Below are 16,689 nucleotides of genomic sequence, written 5' to 3' on the forward strand. Positions count from 1 at the left end.
GTTAATAGCGATACAGAATTAGTCATTTCACAACCGGCTACATTTACCGTAAAAAACACTAGTTACAGCATTAATCTCACTGAGCCGAACTCATACAGCGACGCTAATAATCGTATGACCGCTATTGCATCAGATATTACGTAGTTCTTAAACGAGCAACGAGTTACGCTCGATGGTGTTAAAAAAGTGCTGGGGGATATTAGTAAAAAGTTAGATAAAAGTGGTGTGGACCTTTCAGGGATTTCGAAGTGCGATTACACGTAATACACAAATGGCTTATTGTGTGTTTCGACAAAAATCCACCTTAAAGGCGAGCGCTATTGGTCTTTGCCGACAATATTATCGCATTTAGATAAGTGTGTTGTGTTTTATCATACCACCAACTCTCAAGCGGAAGTGAGCTATTTAGCGCATAAAAAGCAATTATACAGTTCAGCCCAAACAGACATTTATGTGTGTGTATTCGTTTCAGGAATGGTTTTGACCCCGAAGAAACGTTGGGGGTTATCACTGTACAGTGAAGATGGAGCACGGGTCTTTAATACGGACTATTTGCCTTTTACCCGAGGAAAATCAATGGAATTGTTATTACGGGAGGGGAGTGTAGAGACTCCATATAGTTTGCCTTTAGTCTGTGCAACCAGTCAGTTTGTGAATGCGTCTTATCAGGATGACCCTATTGATTGGGCCAAGCGCAATACGGGGATACGTTTTCGGGGAAAACAGATTTTTGTGAGCGAACGAATACGTGATGCTCATCGGCAACATCATGTAGAGCAACGTATTCCCTTTTATGTCCTTAATGGTTCACATTATTTTTAATAAAATGAATACCTGTCTATATTTATGTGGGATACATGTCGCTTTTCTTTATTGGCATAATGCTTTCTGCTGATAATGATTGTTTTGCTTTAATCATTTCTTTTTCATTTGAAAATTTATAATTAGGCAATAGTTCTTTAGGTTTGACACCTAAAATAAACGCGATAGAGAATAAATGTTCTACTGTTATTTTGGTATATCCATTCTCTATACGTGAATAGTGCTGTTGACTTATTTCCAATGAATGGGCTATTTCCCTCCCTGTCATCCCTAATTCTTTTCTTTTTTGCTTTATTCTATAAGCAATAATGGAATTAATTGTACTCATGAACTTCATTCTCCAACAATAAACAGATTTTTAAGTTTAACAGAGTAAAAAGCATTTGTTATAAAAGCATTTTACTCTACTTATAAAACTCAATTAATTTTTATTGATATGAAAAAGTAATCGTTGCTACTGCTTTTACACTTCCTGGCGTAATAGTATTTTCTGTTTTTATATAATTAGCTTTTAATTTTATACGTGGATTTATCTCTCCTCTATAATTTGAAAAATGCCATTGATTTTGATTTCCTTTGTTAGGAGTGTCTGAACCATAACTAATCGCAGTTACTTCATTATTTTTATATAATCTTAGCCCAACGCCTTTTGCCGTAGAATCCGTTGCTAATGTTAATATATCAGAACGATTCCCATGTTGGGTCGCATCATTTAATGTAGCATAAACATCAATACCGTCTTGGCATTGAAGTTGTATATTAACTTCCCCTCCTTGCACTTCTTTATACAAAGACGTGAACTGGGATTGATAGACAGTATTTAATGGAACAACATAATTCTTTTGATTCATCGAGCATGTTTGGCTTTGCACTTGGATGCGCCCTCCATTTAACATAACAGGAGCTGTTAATCTTTTATTATTCAAACTTGCCCGATTAGATTCCAATAAAATATGGCCCAGTTGTTTGGTTGGTATCGTTACATACCCATTAGGTAATCGTCCTGTTGCGACAAAAGCAACATATAAACGAGCACCAAAACTTCCAGTTGCACCATTATAAGCATTTGGATTTGTATTGGCGGCAACAGGATCAATATATATACTTGAGCTGTTTATGGGAACCAATGGCGTTGCAGGCCAATAGCCCGCCATACCAATAATAATACCTAGCCCTGGAACTCCAGTATCAAATATATCGAAATCGGAAGATTGAGTGTTATTTCCTTGGCGAAAGTTATATGTGATTTTGCCTATTTTAGGTAATGTAGGAGTAAATTTTCCACGCATTAATGCTATTAAACTACCGCCGTTAAATATATATTGATTACTTGTTCCGGTGAGTTCCCCTATCACTCGAGGGTAAGTATGGGCATCAGCAGGACCAATAACAACAACAGGGAGGGTAGATGTGTTGATTGTTATTGGAGACGGTACGTAGTCATCTGCACCAGCAACAGCTAGACTAGGGAATAGAGTTAAAAGAAATAATATGACAAAGATTCTTTTCATGGTTTGTTCCTAATTAGAGTGCGGTATACACTGAACAGGAATGGTTTGAGGTCGCATGTCAGTTTCATTGCGTGTCGCATGATATGTAAATGAGCATTTATCGTCATGATTTGGTCCCCATATCACATCAAGTTGACCTTGTTTAGGAAGACCGCGGGTAAATAAGCGTCCAGCTTGAGCCACATATCCGACTAACTGCTTATGCTCATCCAAAACCTCGGAAGCCATTGGAGGAGTACTACCATCTGGCATTCGAATATCAAATAGTAGGCTTCTCCCTGTTTGAGTATTAAATGTCACTAACGTGGCACTATTAGCGCGAGGAATGATTTCTTGTTCTGTTGCTGATAACTCAACATTCAAATCCAAATTAGTGGGGTCGATGCTAATTTGATTTTTTTCATAAGGCGTGACATAAGGCACAATACCATTTCCCCAAAAATCTAATCGGCTACCTGGTGCATTATTAATGACCGCACCTTGTGCTCCTTTTGCATGGATAATGGTAAAAGTATCACTTAAATCATTACTTAACGTCACTCCATAAGGATGTACGACAACGGCCCCCGATGCACCCAATGACATTTGACGATTATGTTGAGTATCTTGCCCGACGGTTGCGGTTACATTTACATAAGGTGAACGATAGCCTCCATTCATCGCATAGCCGGAAGGTCCACTTTCCTGACTATTACCTGAAATACCATAAGAGAATTGATTATCTTCCCCAGCGATACCGCTGATGGATGTTTGAATGCTGTTTTTCTCGCCTTTATTATAATTTAAGACAGTAGAAAAAATGGGGCTTTGAACACGCTCTCCCAAAGGAAGCGTAAAGTTCACATAAAATCTGTCATCTCGGCGTTGTTGCTCATTATCTCGTGATTGAGAAAAGCCAATCTGATAACCAAGTTTTTTCCAAAAATGGCTATATCCCATCTGATACTCATTACGACTTCCTTTATGCTCCCAGTAATTATAAGTGGTACCAGTTAAAAATATATTTCCCCATTTTTCACCTAATTCTTGATTAATTGAAACTTGGAATTGATTTTTAGGGCGATAAAATGCGGCACTTTTTATGGAAACATCATCAATAAATTCACTGTGATTAGCCAATAGCGCATCTTTCAAATGGTAAAAATCTTTAGATGAATAACGATAGGCTGCTAACGTGATATTTGTACTCGTGGTCGGAATATTGACGCTATAGCTAGTATGTAAACTGTAGCCTTTACGCGTTACGTTAGAGTGATTAAATGTTGTTCTGGACAATGTAATGTCAGATGCAATTGCCCCAATCGGCGTGTTAAAAGCAACACCAGCCAATCCTGCGGTATATTTTGAGCTTGTGGTCAGTCCACTATTTAAAGTGATATCATTTGTCAAACCATATTGATATGTGCCTTGTGCAATTAAATCATGATATGTCTCATTTGCATAACGATAGCGTCCCACTGACATTTGCCAACGGCTAAATCCGGGACGAATAAGTTGGGCAACAGAAGCAAAAGGAACCGTAAATGTTCTTGTTTGTCCATTAGATTCGGTTATTTGCACAAGAAGGTCGCCAGCATATCCACTGGGATACAAATCATTAATGACAAAGGGGCCAGCAGGCACAGTTGTTTCATAAAGGATGTGAGCATTTTGATAAATCGTAACTTTAGCATTACTATTAGCAATGCCTCGCACGATCGGAGCGTAGCCACGTAAAGAGTTGGGTAACATTCGTTCATCCGATGCTAATCGAATTCCCCGTAAGCTAAGGCTATCCATTAACTCGCCATTCGTATAAAAATCACCTAATGTGAATTGTGCCCGTAACCGAGCAATATCATGCGTCACATTTGTTTCGATATTCTGATATCCGGTAGAATGACCATTATTCCAGCTTTCACCACCACGGTGACGAAAAGCCCATCCCCATAAATTGAGTCCCGCTTTTAACCCAAGGTAAGTCTGCTCATTATTTATATCCGGAGTATTGTATTGATAATAGTTAACATCATAGTTGACAAATGCGGCAGGGACTCCACTTTGCCACTGTGCAGGGGCAATATATCCTCGAGGTCGAGTATTCACTTGTGCCTGAGGAATTTCTATATTCAGCTTTAAAGTGGATAAATCAAAATGAAATTTTGCTGAGGGGAGTCCTTCTGAGGCGGGATAACAAGTGGCTTTATAACTGTTTTCAGGAACAGTGCCTTTGACGACATCAATTAATGAAAGTAATTCCGGCGTTAGACATAACGTCGACGTATTCGCATTGTCAGTATATAAATACTGTACATTAGCTTTTCCTTTCCATTCATTATTGAGATAGATATCAGCGTAATACTTGCCCTCAGGAATAGGGTTGCCATAATTAAAGCGACGTATATCAATCGCATTCTTTCCTTGCACAGAATGCAAAAAGCTAGGGTCAAATTCAGCCTCTTCAGCAGCGAATGAAGAAATTGTTATCACCCCAATCCCCAAAGCAACACAAAACGGAAGAGAATAACGATAAGAAATGAGGTGTAACCGATTATTAAAATTCATTATATTACCTTATTCCAAAGTAGATTCACCTTGTTGGTATCCACCATAATCATTAACAACAACCCAAGTGACTTTATTTGTTAATGTTGGCTTCTCTTTAAGTGAAAATATTTTTGAAGAAAAAGGAGCTATCATCCCACTTTGTTCAACAGGCGTTAGCTGTTTATCCTGACCCACTGAGATTTTGTTGTAAGTGATGTAATAAGGTGTTGGGTTAATCGCTTTAATGCGTAGTGCTCCTTCCTGATGCCAAGTCACTTTTTGGTAAGCATCATCAGGCGTTACGTTGAGATTATCAGGGCGAAAGAAAAACTTAATGCGACTACGAACGGCTAATTGTAAGTAATTGTTATTTCCCTCTGAGTTTTCCGAATTTTCTTCCACTTTAGGTTTTGCTGGAATGTCTAAGACATTTAGATAGAAAAGAGACTCTCTATCTTGTGGTAATGATTCACCGGTATAGACAATCCGGATGGTTTGCCCTGATTTCGGCTCCATACGAAATATGGGAGGAGTAATGATAAAAGGAACGTGAATTGAATCTGGTGCTGCAGCTGCGTTTCCGGTATCTAACCAAGACTGAATTAATGCGGGGGATTCATCGTTATTATTTAATTGAACATTAATGCTTTTTTGCGTTGCGGGATAAACAACGCGGGTCCCCATAATAACTACACTGGCTTGAGCCACTGTGGATACAAACAGAGTCAAGAAAATAAGAATGAACTTTAACATAATACCTCTAGAAGGAAATGGGGCAGTTTTTTCTGCCCCGTAAAATAAAAGCAATCCAATAAACCTTACTCATAGGCAATGGTGTAATGAACGGTTGCTTTTACATCCCCAGCGGTAGATTGTCCGGTTGCATAATATTGAGCAAAATATGGGAGGTTTACATTAGCATTGTCGATTTGTACTGGATGGACATCTTGTGTTGCAGAATCAGTACCTAACTGGATTGTTGTTGCTGCATCTGAGTTAAGTAATTGAACTTGAACATTATCAGCTTTAGTTTGTGCAGTATTTTTTAAGTTGTGTGTGGTTACATCAATGTCACTTGAAGGTTCAAAATATGTTTTGACACTTTGTGCACCATCCATACCAACAGCGCAACCAGTTAAATGAATAGTAAATGGAGTAAGACCTGCAGTAGCCGCATTTTCATTTAATGTAGTGGTGGATACTGTAGGTAATGTTACCGCTAAATTCTTATCATTTGTATTGACAGAGCAGGTTTGCGCAACAACTTTACCTGTAAATGTAATTGTTCCGTCATACGCCATAGATGAGCCAGCAAATGCAGCAGAAAGAATAGTCGCTAGTGCTATAACTTTTCTTTTCATATATTTATGATTCCTATTTTAAATTAAAGTTAAGTTATTTTTTGTTTTTCAAAAAAATGAAAAGCATTATTGAATAATAAAATATATATAATCCTATTAAATAGAGTTTATAGTGAGGTTTATATTTGTAGATTATATAAATAATAAAGATATTAAGTTTTTTAATGGTGATGTAGCAAATATAAAAATAAATAATTGAAATTATTATTTCAAATATCACTTAAGTAAAGATGGTTTTTTCGATCGATGACGTTGATTTTGATAGTTATGACCTATTAATGGTTGGTGAAATGATCGTTAAAATCGATCTTGTTATTGTTGTTCAATGTGTTATATCAATGATTGATGATATATATATGGGAAGGTTATTAGTCAAAACTTGAGTTTTAATATAAATCAAATTGCTTAGCTCTTTCAGATATGGTGCAGAATTCCCATGTAGCAACTTCTTATTTTTTTCACTATAAAACACTAACCCTTTATTAAAATACATTCATAAATGTGCTGGTTGTTGTCGTTCAACTTTGGACGCAACAATTGGCATGTTGAGCCGTTCTTTATATGCGACACCTGAAGTAGCCAAATCGACATTGATTTTGTCTTTTTCTTCTTGAGATAAGTTTGCGAGGTTCATAACGGATCCGGTTAGTTTTTGGAGAGTATAGCAGGGTGGGAGAATTTAACAGAAAACACACTCACTAAAACTTGTAATATATTGATTTATTTGTCTGGTATTGTCATGTTTTGTCGTGTTTTTTCTTATTAATTATATCATGGTTAAATTGTAAATAATTGATTTTAAAACAATAGCTTGATTTAAGTCTGCTTATTGGATTATAGTAGGTCAATATGCGTTTTGCTTTGAGGAAAAAATGACCATGAATGAGGCAGATGCCCGCCCAACGAACTTTATTCGTCAAATTATTGACGAAGATCTGGCTACCGGGAAACATAATAGTGTCCATACCCGTTTCCCTCCTGAACCTAATGGCTATCTTCATATTGGCCATGCAAAATCAATTTGCTTAAATTTTGGTATTGCACAAGATTATCAAGGTAAATGTAATTTACGTTTTGATGATACGAATCCAGTAAAAGAAGATGTTGAATATATCAACTCGATTCAAAAAGACGTTCAGTGGTTAGGTTTCCAATGGGATGGTAACGTTCATTACTCCTCTGACTATTTTGATCAACTGTATCAATATGCGATTGAGCTGATTAACAAAGGCTTGGCTTATGTTGATGAGTTGAGTGCTGAAGAAATTCGTGAATATCGTGGCACACTCAAAGAGCCAGGAAAAAATAGCCCTTATCGCTCTCGTAGTGTAGAAGAAAACTTAGCGCTATTTGAAAAAATGCGTGCGGGTGGCTTTGAAGAGGGGAAAGCGTGCCTACGTGCGAAAATTGACATGGCATCACCATTTATTGTCATGCGTGATCCTGTTCTTTACCGGATCAAATTCGCTGAACACCATCAAACAGGTAACAAATGGTGCATTTATCCAATGTATGATTTTACCCATTGTATTTCTGATGCATTGGAAAATATCACACATTCTTTATGTACTTTGGAATTCCAAGATAACCGTCGTTTATATGACTGGGTGTTGGATAATATCACTATTCCTTGCCACCCTCGTCAATATGAGTTCTCACGTCTTAATCTTGAATATACCGTCATGTCTAAGCGCAAGCTAAATCAGCTTGTGACAGAAAATATTGTTGATGGTTGGGATGATCCGCGTATGCCGACAATTTCTGGCTTACGTCGTCGTGGTTATACGGCTGAGTCAATCCGCGAATTCTGTCAACGTATTGGTGTGACCAAACAAGATAACAACGTGGAAATGGCATCATTAGAAGCTTGTATTCGTGATGATTTAAACGAAAATGCACCGCGTGCGATGGCTGTTATCGATCCGGTACGTTTAGTGATTGAAAATATGCCAGAAGGTGAAGAGATTTTAACTGCGCCAAATCACCCAAATAAACCAGAAATGGGAACTCGTGAAGTACCATTTAGCCGTGAAATTTATATTGATCGTGCAGACTTTAAAGAAGAAGCCAATCGTCAATATAAACGTCTGGTATTAGGTAAAGAAGTCCGTCTGCGTAATGCTTATGTCATTAAAGCAGAACGAGTTGAAAAAGATGAACAAGGTGAAATAACCACCATTTATTGTACTTACGATCCACAGACGTTAAATAAAGATCCGGCTGATGGTCGTAAAGTAAAAGGGGTGATCCACTGGGTCAGCATTCCACATGCTATTCCAGCAGAAATTCGTCTTTATGATCGTTTATTTAGCGTACCTAATCCTGGTGCTGAAGAGGATTTCTTATCAACCATTAACCCTGAATCATTAGTGATCCGTCAAGGTTTTGTGGAAGCAAGCTTAAAAGATGCGGCTATTGAAAAAGCGTATCAATTTGAGCGTGAAGGTTACTTCTGTGCTGATAAGCTTTCGACAGCGGATAAACTGGTCTTTAACCGTACTGTTGGTTTACGTGATACTTGGGCGAAGATTTCGAAACAAGGTTAATATGCTCTGTTTTAGTGGCGTGTAATATCACTAAACTCACATCTTAATAAAATGCTCGATAATAATTTATCGAGCATTTTTTATTTATCAAATAAGTTTGTTTTTATTGACCAATAATTATTATTTTTTATTTTGTAATGTGAGTTTCTATAGCTATTATTTGTATCAATTCTTATTTACGTTGTGTTAAATTATTAACTTTTGTCGTCATCTTCTTCTTTTATTTCATATGATTATATTGAATTTGTCTATAATAATAAAAATGTGAACCATGACACATATTTTTCTTTTCTAAAAAAGTTTATTAATTAATACGACTAATAATTCTTTTCTATAAAAACGAAACATTATCATATTAGGTGTGATAATTTTCTTTTTTAATATCAATATATTAAAAAATACTTACGTTCTACTTGTTCCTCATTGACTAAAGAAAAAATATGAAACTGTAATTAAGTAATGTGCCCTTGGTCATATTTTGATAAAAATTCTTTTTTTTAGGTTGATAATTCGCGTCGCGAAAAATAAGCTGGTGTTAACCTAATTTTAGGTTTTTTCCCCATTTGGGGTTTTATATTTGGAAATAGGCGTTGGTGCTTATTTCTTTTTTAGTCAAAGTCAAAGAGGAAACAATGCTATGGTTATGCAACATGCTAAACCAGACAGGGTGGCACTTGCCGTTATGGGCGCATTGCTTGTAACTGCACTACCTGCGAAAATGTCTTATGCTGAAGGATTTATTGATGACTCAACCCTGACAGGGGGGATCTATTACTGGCAACGTGACCGTGATAGAAAAGAGTTAACACCAAACAGTCCTGATTACGGCAAATATAAAGCCAATTTACACCACTCTACCTTTAACGCTAATCTTGATTTTTCTTCTGGTTATCTGGGTGATTTTTTTGGTATTGATTTAGCTGCTTTTGGTGCTGTTGAACTTAACAACAGTGGACCAGCTGCACCTAATGAAATAGGATTTAGTGATGCAAAAAGTCGCTGGGATGAAAAATGGACAGGTGATCGCAGTGGCGTGAGTATTTATAAAGCTGCTGCTAAATTTAAATTAGGCCATTTCTGGGCTCAAGGTGGATATATTCAACCTAAAGGGCAAACATTATTACGTCCTCATTGGAGTTTCTTACCTGGTACTTATCGCGGTGCAGAAGCGGGCGCTGTATTTGATTTCGATAAAAATGGTGAACTCTCTTTCTCATATATGTGGACTGATGAATATAAAGCGCCGTGGTATCGGAATATGTACAATTTCCGTAAGGCAGACTTAGAGACAAATATCAGTTATTTACACTCTTTTGGTGCCAAATATGATTTTAAAAATAGCTTAGTATTAGAAGCCGCATTTGGCCAAGCTGATGGTTATATTGATCAATATTTTGGCAAAGTTTCTTACGATTTCCCTATCGCAAATAATACATTAAAAACCTCTTATCAATTCTACGGTGCAAAAGATAAAGTCACTGGAGGGGGAATTAACGATGTTTATGATGGTTTGGCATGGTTACAAGCATTCACTTTAGGCTATACCTACAATGTATTTGATTTTAAAGTTGAAGGTACTTGGGTTAAAGCAGAAGGTAACCAAGGTTACTTTTTACAACGTATGACGCCGGGATGGGCAACCTCGAATGGTCGTTTAGATATCTGGTGGGATGGTCGTTCTGATTTTAACGCCAATGGTGAAAAAGCATTATACGCGGGAGTGATGTATGATCTAAAAAATTGGGATCTACCGGGCTGGGCGATTGGTACTTCCTATGTGTATGCTTGGGATGCAAAACCGAGTAGTAACCCTATTTATGACCAAAGTAAACGCATTAGAGAAAGCGCATGGAATGCCGACATCATGTATACCGTTCAAGAGGGGAGAGCGAAAGGTACGTTATTTAAACTCCACTACACTCGTTATGATAACCATTCCGATATACCAAGCTATGAAGGTGGTTTTGGTAATATCTTCCAAGATGAAAAAGACGTTAAATTCAATGTGATCATGCCATTTACGATTTTCTAAATAACAATAAGGATAAAGTGTATTTATTACGCTTTATCCTTAATAGTTTGAGAGTGTGATAGGAGTAAAACATGATTAAAAGCACAAATATCATGATAATAAATGGTCACCCTGCATCTGTTGTTTATGGATCAGAAATAAGTGCATTCCGAGGACAATTTTTAGATGTCAATGGGTATTGTGACTTTGTTGCTGATAGTATTGAAGGGTTGCAAAAAGAAGGTGCAATTTCCTTAGCTGAATTTATTGAGACTTGTACTGAAGAGGAGATCGCACCTTTTAAAAGTAGAAGATAAGCTGAAAGTATTTACACTACGCTATCCTGCTTGGTTAGAGGCGAGATTGAATGCTACGGTTGCTGCCCATGATATTTCAAAATGTAGTAAATCTTTACCAATAAAAAAGGAACTGCAGGCAGTTCCTTTTTTTACTGAGATATTATCCAGAATGATTACTTCTCATCATGTGCGTGGCTATCTTCTTTACAATTACCTGCGGCGCAGTGACCATATAAATACAGGCTATGATTGGAAAGTTTGATGCCATGGCGTTCAGCGATATTTCTTTGACGAACTTCGATAGCATCGTCAGTAAACTCGATAACTTTACCACAATCAAGGCAAATTAAGTGATCATGGTGATGTTGTTGAGTTAATTCAAATACTGATTTACCACCTTCAAAATTATGTCGGGTAACAATACCAGCATCATCAAATTGGTTTAAGACGCGATAGACTGTTGCCAGACCAATCTCTTCGCCGATATCGATCAGTTTTTTATAGAGATCTTCAGCACTGACATGATGGCACTCAGGATCCTGGAGCACTTCCAAGATCTTTAAGCGAGGAAGTGTAACTTTTAACCCAGCATTTTTTAACGCTTTATTATTGTCGGTCATGCGGATTTAATCCTGTTGCTAATGGTGAATTTAATATGTGCTCACAAAATACTGTATATATTCATTAATACATAGGGTATTTAATAACCTTAATGATTATAGGCATGATATTAAAAAATAAACACCCCACCTATCACACTATCTTAGCACACCATTGAATAATTATCATTCTCAATATTAAGAATTTATATTATCCCAGAATTTCGTCAAGGCTCATCTCTTCTTTGATCTGAGCAACCCAAGCGTCAACACGCTCTTCAGTTAATTCTGGTTGGCGATCTTCATCAATCGCAAGGCCGATAAAGTGATTATCATCAGCAAGACCTTTAGATGCTTCAAAATGATAACCTTCAGTAGGCCAATGACCCACAATGACTGCGCCACGAGGTTCAATGATATCACGAATAGTTCCCATTGCGTCACAGAAGTATTCTGCATAGTCTTCTTGGTCACCACAACCAAATAGAGCAACAAGTTTACCGTTGAAATCAATATCTTCTAATGTTGGGAAAAAGTCATCCCAATCGCATTGTGCTTCACCATAATACCAGGTAGGAATACCTAGTAATAGAATATCAAATGCTTCGATGTCTTCTTGACTGGATTTTGCGATATCATGAACTTCGGCATTATCCGCGCCTAATCTTTCTTGAAGCATTTTGGCAATATTTTCAGTGTTGCCGGTATCACTGCCGAAGAATATTCCTATGATTGCCATAAAGTGAGATAACCTCTTTTATTCTCTTTGTCTGTATTTTTGAACAATTACCAGTAAAAGATAAACATCATGTTTTCATAATTGAAAACTAAAGCACTATTTTGACGAAAAGAGCAGGGTAATTCTGTCGAATTTGTGTGATTTTCCTGCTGATTTTTTTAGCTTTGATGTTTTTTTAACGCATAAGTTTGTGCGAGTTGTTCTAGTAATATTTCTTCAATAAGCTCACTACGACTGACATTTTTTGCGCTCGCAAGCTCATTAAGCGCATTGACAGCATCCTCATTTAATTTCAACTCAACCCGACGTAATCCATTGACGCGATCGCGTCGTAATTGGTTTCGTTTATTAATTCTAAGCTGTTCATCCCGAGAAAGCGGGTTTGTTTTAGGTCGCCCAGGTCTGCGTTCATTTGCGAACAAATCCAGTGTGGTGCGATCAGTTTGTTCTTTTGCCATAAATTTTGCTGTGAAAGGGCGTATACCAATGACTCAATATGAAGCGCCCAATAATACCCCACATATCGGCGTATCGCTACTGCTTCCTGTGTTTAACCTATTGTCATTTGGTCTTTTTATCAACAATGACAGATTTAAGAGCAATAATTGTACGCTATAAAATAGTATTGCTGGTGATTTATAACCAACAAAGGAACATTATACTGTTTTGGCTAAGAAGCGACGAATGGCCTTAATTACTGTTTCTGGTTTTTCAGAATGCACCCAATGTCCTGTATTGGCGACAACAAAGGCGGTTGCTTGTGGAAATTGGCGAGCAATATTATCGCGATACTCATCTAAAATATATGGGGATAGTCCACCACGTATAAACAAAACAGGATGATGCCAAGCTGGCACCTCTTGCCAACCAATAATATCGGGGTAATCCTGTTTGATTGCGGGTAAATTAAATAACCATTCACCTTTTTTAAATGATTTAAGCAGGAATTGGATAACGCTGTCTTCCTCAATAAAAGGGCGCATAATAGCAATAGCTTCTGTACGTTGTGTGACGTGAGCTTTAGTGACAGCTTCAAGGGCTGCAAAAATTTTATCATGACGACGAACATTATAAGCAACAGGAGACATATCAATAACTACGATACGTTCAAGGCGAAGAGGTGCGAGAGCGGTCATTGCCATTGCAATTTTCCCTCCCATTGAATGACCTATAACGATTGCTTTTGCGATATTTAAGCTATCAAGCAGGGTTAATACATCTTGTGCCATATCGTGATAGTGCATACTTTCACTATGAGGAGAATGCCCATGGTTGCGCACATCAATTTGTATCACGGTGTGGTCTTGACGTAGATCGCGACCTAGTACGCCTAGATTATTGAGATCACCAAAAAGCCCATGGATCAAAACAATAGGTAAATTGTTTATCGTTGCTGTTTCTGGTTGATGTATTTGATAGTTTAATAATGCATTGAGTTTCATATTGATGACCAAAATTAAGTCTATTTTTTCCTTATGATGACATGTGCAATCATATTAGCCAACTTGTTGTCTTTTTCGGAATATGAGATAAAGTTAATCTAACAAGAGATAGTTTAATTTATTATATTCTGAGAAAATAGAATAATATAGATTATTATTCCAAATGTAATGGAAAAAATAAAATTTTGATATAGCTCAATAAGGATAAGTCAGAGTTTTATATTATTTAATTGCTGATGTGAAAGGGCATTGAAGAAGATGTCAACTCTATTCTATGGCAATAAATTCAAAGAATAGAAGATGATACAGATAGAAACAATAGGATAAATACCCAGCTTAAAGTTTAAAAAGATTAATTCTTTAATGAATACGCTTTAAGTTATTGAAATTTTACCTATTTTGTTTTTAAAGATTATATCTTATAATCCTAGTCACTTTTTTTTGAAAATAGTACTGGGTAGCAATGAAAAAGATAGAAATTGATGACGAACTTTACCGCTATATCGCTAGCGAAACTAGACATATCGGTGAAAGCGCTTCAGATATTTTAAGGCGTCTATTGAAGCTTGATGCCAAACAGCCCGTACAGCCAGTCGTTGTCACTGAGTCAGTACAAGCGCCTGTCGTTAAACAGGATGCTGATCTTAAGCCTGTCGCACCAGCAAAAAATCCGGTCCGTGAAATGCGTGAACTGCTGTTATCTGATAGTTATGCAGAGAAAACAAAATCAGTTGATCGTTTTTTACAGATCCTGTCTACATTATATAGCTTAGATAGTGCTACTTTTACTCAATCTGCTGAAACAGTACATGGACGCACGCGAATTTATTTTGCCGGTGATGAAAAAACATTGCTCGACAGTGGACGTCATACAAAACCTCGCCATATTCCCGGTACGCCATTTTGGGTTATTACCAACTCAAATACTGAGCGTAAAAGAACTATGGTACAAAGCATCATGCAGGATATGCAATTCCCTGCCAATGAGATTGATAAAGTGTGTGGAACTATCTAAACACTATTGTTAATTGATGCATTGCAAAGGCTTTCGTTTAAAGCATGATTGTGATGTAAAATAGGAGAAGATTTGTGGCAATCCATTCAAGAGCTGGGCAACATACTCGTCAAAGCGATCTGATTAATGTAGCGCAATTAACCGCACAATATTATTCACTAAAACCGCAAGCAAATCAGAATGCTCATCGTGTGAAATTTGGTACATCGGGTCACCGAGGCAGTGCCAAACGTCATAGCTTTAATGAAGCACATATTCTAGCAATTGCTCAAGCTATTGCTGAAGTCCGAGCTAATAATGGTGTAACGGGGCCTTGCTATGTAGGTAAAGATACCCATGCATTATCTGAGCCTGCTTTTATTTCGGTTTTAGAAGTGCTTGCTGCAAATAAAGTTAACGTGATTATTCAAGAGAATAATGGTTATACCCCAACGCCTAGCGTTTCCTTCTCTATTTTAACTTACAATCAAGGGCACCAAGACATTGCTGATGGTATCGTCATTACACCATCACATAATCCTCCAGAAGATGGGGGGATAAAATACAATCCATCAAATGGTGGGCCTGCTGATACTGATTTAACCTCTGTGATTGAAAAACGCGCCAATGAATTATTGGAAAATAATTTATCGGGGGTTAAACGTCTTTCTTATGATGATGCATTAGCGAGTGGTTATATTCACGAGCAAGATTTAATTATGCCTTATGTTAAAGCGTTAGGTGACGTTGTTGATATGAAGGCAATTAAAAAAGCGGGTTTGAAATTAGGTGTCGATCCACTGGGTGGTTCAGGAATTGAATACTGGAAACGCATAGGTGAATATTACGAACTTGATCTTGAGTTGGTAAACGATCAGGTGGATCAAACTTTCCGCTTTATGACATTAGATCATGATGGTGTGATCCGTATGGATTGCTCATCACCTTGGGCTATGGAAGGTTTATTGCAACTGCGTGATAAATTTGACTTAGCTTTCGCCAATGATCCTGATTACGATCGCCATGGTATTGTTACCCCTTCGGGCTTGATGAATCCTAACCACTATTTAGCGGCAGCGATTAATTATCTTTTTCGCCACCGTCCTCAGTGGTCAAATGAGGTAAAAGTGGGTAAAACACTCGTCTCTAGTGCGATGATTGACCGAGTTGTGGCTGATTTAGGCCGTGAACTTGTTGAAGTACCTGTCGGCTTTAAATGGTTTGTGCAAGGTCTATTCAGTGGCGAGTTTGGTTTTGGTGGTGAAGAGAGTGCGGGGGCATCATTCTTACGTTTTAATGGTAAACCGTGGTCAACAGATAAAGATGGTATTATCTTATGTTTACTGGCTGCTGAAATAAAAGCGGTAACAGGTAAAGATCCACAACAACATTATAATGAGTTAGCGCAACGTTTTGGCTCTCCAAGCTATAATCGTATACAAGCATCTGCAACTCATGAGCAAAAAGCGTTATTGTCACGATTATCACCAGAAATGGTCACCGCAAATACCTTAGCAGGTGATCCTATTACTGCGCGTTTAACTCACGCATCTGGTAATGGTGCTGCTATTGGTGGTTTAAAAGTGATGACCGATTATGGTTGGTTTGCCGCTCGTCCTTCTGGGACAGAAGAAGCGTACAAAATTTATTGTGAAAGCTTCCGTGGCTCTGAGCATCGCGAATTAATTGAAAAAGAAGCCATTGAAATTGTTAATAATGTTTTTGCCAGTAAACAATAAACTAAATAACTTAGTCGTATAATTTAATTATCACCAAATAGAATACACTCTACCTATAGGTGGAGTGTATTTTTTTAATCATAATAACTTTTAGATCACA

Annotated in this window: 15 protein-coding genes and 1 pseudogene; 6 read left to right on the plus strand and 10 right to left on the minus strand. The window is 37.4% G+C overall.

Annotation, left to right across the window (positions count from 1 at the left end; translation table 11 throughout):
* Positions 1-327 precede the first annotated feature (327 nt).
* Positions 328-822 (plus strand): hypothetical protein, encoded by a 495-nt coding sequence (locus GWI58_RS11750; protein ID WP_233499634.1) that lies wholly within the window; start codon positions 328-330, stop codon positions 820-822.
* A gap of 22 nt (positions 823-844) precedes the next feature.
* Here GWI58_RS11750 and GWI58_RS11755 read toward each other — a convergent pair whose 3' ends face one another.
* The 6 genes and pseudogenes from GWI58_RS11755 to GWI58_RS11780 form a co-directional block, all read right to left on the minus strand.
* Positions 845-1,150 carry a helix-turn-helix domain-containing protein gene (locus tag GWI58_RS11755; RefSeq protein ID WP_017827823.1) on the minus strand — a complete coding sequence of 102 codons (306 nt, stop codon included), beginning with the start codon at positions 1,148-1,150 and terminating at the stop codon, positions 845-847.
* A 100-nt stretch (positions 1,151-1,250) separates the two neighbouring features.
* Entirely contained in the window at positions 1,251-2,333 is a 1,083-nt protein-coding gene (locus GWI58_RS11760) for a fimbrial protein (RefSeq protein WP_017628485.1), read from the minus strand.
* A 9-nt stretch (positions 2,334-2,342) separates the two neighbouring features.
* Positions 2,343-4,877 carry a fimbria/pilus outer membrane usher protein gene (locus GWI58_RS11765; RefSeq protein WP_036919965.1) on the minus strand — a complete coding sequence of 845 codons (2,535 nt, stop codon included), beginning with the start codon at positions 4,875-4,877 and terminating at the stop codon, positions 2,343-2,345.
* A gap of 9 nt (positions 4,878-4,886) precedes the next feature.
* Positions 4,887-5,612, minus strand: a complete 726-nt coding sequence (locus GWI58_RS11770) for a fimbrial biogenesis chaperone (RefSeq protein WP_012367650.1) — start codon at positions 5,610-5,612, stop codon at positions 4,887-4,889.
* 65 nt (positions 5,613-5,677) lie between these two features.
* A complete protein-coding gene (ucaA, locus tag GWI58_RS11775; RefSeq protein ID WP_004247004.1) occupies positions 5,678-6,220 on the minus strand; it encodes a uroepithelial cell adherence major pilin UcaA in 543 nt (180 codons plus the stop codon).
* Between the two features lie 496 nt (positions 6,221-6,716).
* Positions 6,717-6,854: pseudogene (locus GWI58_RS11780) on the minus strand (DNA polymerase III subunit theta); the annotation flags it as partial.
* 244 nt (positions 6,855-7,098) lie between these two features.
* On the opposite strand from GWI58_RS11780, the gene glnS reads away from it, so the two are divergent.
* From glnS to GWI58_RS11795, 3 genes are all read left to right on the plus strand, one after another.
* Positions 7,099-8,766 (plus strand): glutamine--tRNA ligase, encoded by a 1,668-nt coding sequence (glnS, locus tag GWI58_RS11785; RefSeq protein WP_012367653.1) that lies wholly within the window; start codon positions 7,099-7,101, stop codon positions 8,764-8,766.
* A gap of 637 nt (positions 8,767-9,403) precedes the next feature.
* Entirely contained in the window at positions 9,404-10,798 is a 1,395-nt protein-coding gene (gene chiP / locus GWI58_RS11790; RefSeq protein WP_161769193.1) for a chitoporin ChiP, read from the plus strand.
* Positions 10,799-10,869: 71 nt separating this feature from the next.
* A complete protein-coding gene (locus tag GWI58_RS11795) occupies positions 10,870-11,094 on the plus strand; it encodes a type II toxin-antitoxin system HicB family antitoxin (RefSeq protein WP_049236268.1) in 225 nt (74 codons plus the stop codon).
* Positions 11,095-11,249: 155 nt separating this feature from the next.
* Here the strand turns inward: GWI58_RS11795 and fur are convergent, their stop codons facing one another.
* The 4 genes from fur to ybfF form a co-directional block, all read right to left on the minus strand.
* On the minus strand, positions 11,250-11,696 hold the full coding sequence (gene fur / locus GWI58_RS11800) for a ferric iron uptake transcriptional regulator (protein ID WP_004244382.1): 447 nt from the start codon (positions 11,694-11,696) through the stop codon (positions 11,250-11,252).
* A 190-nt stretch (positions 11,697-11,886) separates the two neighbouring features.
* Positions 11,887-12,414, minus strand: a complete 528-nt coding sequence (gene fldA / locus GWI58_RS11805; RefSeq protein WP_004244384.1) for a flavodoxin FldA — start codon at positions 12,412-12,414, stop codon at positions 11,887-11,889.
* A gap of 158 nt (positions 12,415-12,572) precedes the next feature.
* Positions 12,573-12,872, minus strand: a complete 300-nt coding sequence (gene ybfE, locus GWI58_RS11810; protein WP_004244385.1) for a LexA regulated protein — start codon at positions 12,870-12,872, stop codon at positions 12,573-12,575.
* A 198-nt stretch (positions 12,873-13,070) separates the two neighbouring features.
* Complete coding sequence (ybfF, locus tag GWI58_RS11815) at positions 13,071-13,856, minus strand: esterase (RefSeq protein WP_036894445.1); 786 nt, start codon at positions 13,854-13,856, stop codon at positions 13,071-13,073.
* A gap of 463 nt (positions 13,857-14,319) precedes the next feature.
* Here ybfF and seqA point away from each other — a divergent pair, with 463 nt between their 5' ends.
* Both seqA and pgm read left to right on the plus strand, forming a co-directional pair.
* Complete coding sequence (gene seqA / locus GWI58_RS11820) at positions 14,320-14,871, plus strand: replication initiation negative regulator SeqA (RefSeq protein ID WP_004244392.1); 552 nt, start codon at positions 14,320-14,322, stop codon at positions 14,869-14,871.
* Positions 14,872-14,945: 74 nt separating this feature from the next.
* On the plus strand, positions 14,946-16,589 hold the full coding sequence (gene pgm / locus GWI58_RS11825) for a phosphoglucomutase (alpha-D-glucose-1,6-bisphosphate-dependent) (RefSeq protein WP_004244393.1): 1,644 nt from the start codon (positions 14,946-14,948) through the stop codon (positions 16,587-16,589).
* The last annotated feature ends 100 nt before the right edge of the window (positions 16,590-16,689 follow it).

Origin of the sequence: Proteus sp. G2674 (assembly GCF_009915195.1) — a bacterium.
In the GTDB taxonomy this organism is placed as follows: Bacteria; Pseudomonadota; Gammaproteobacteria; order Enterobacterales; family Enterobacteriaceae; genus Proteus; species Proteus mirabilis.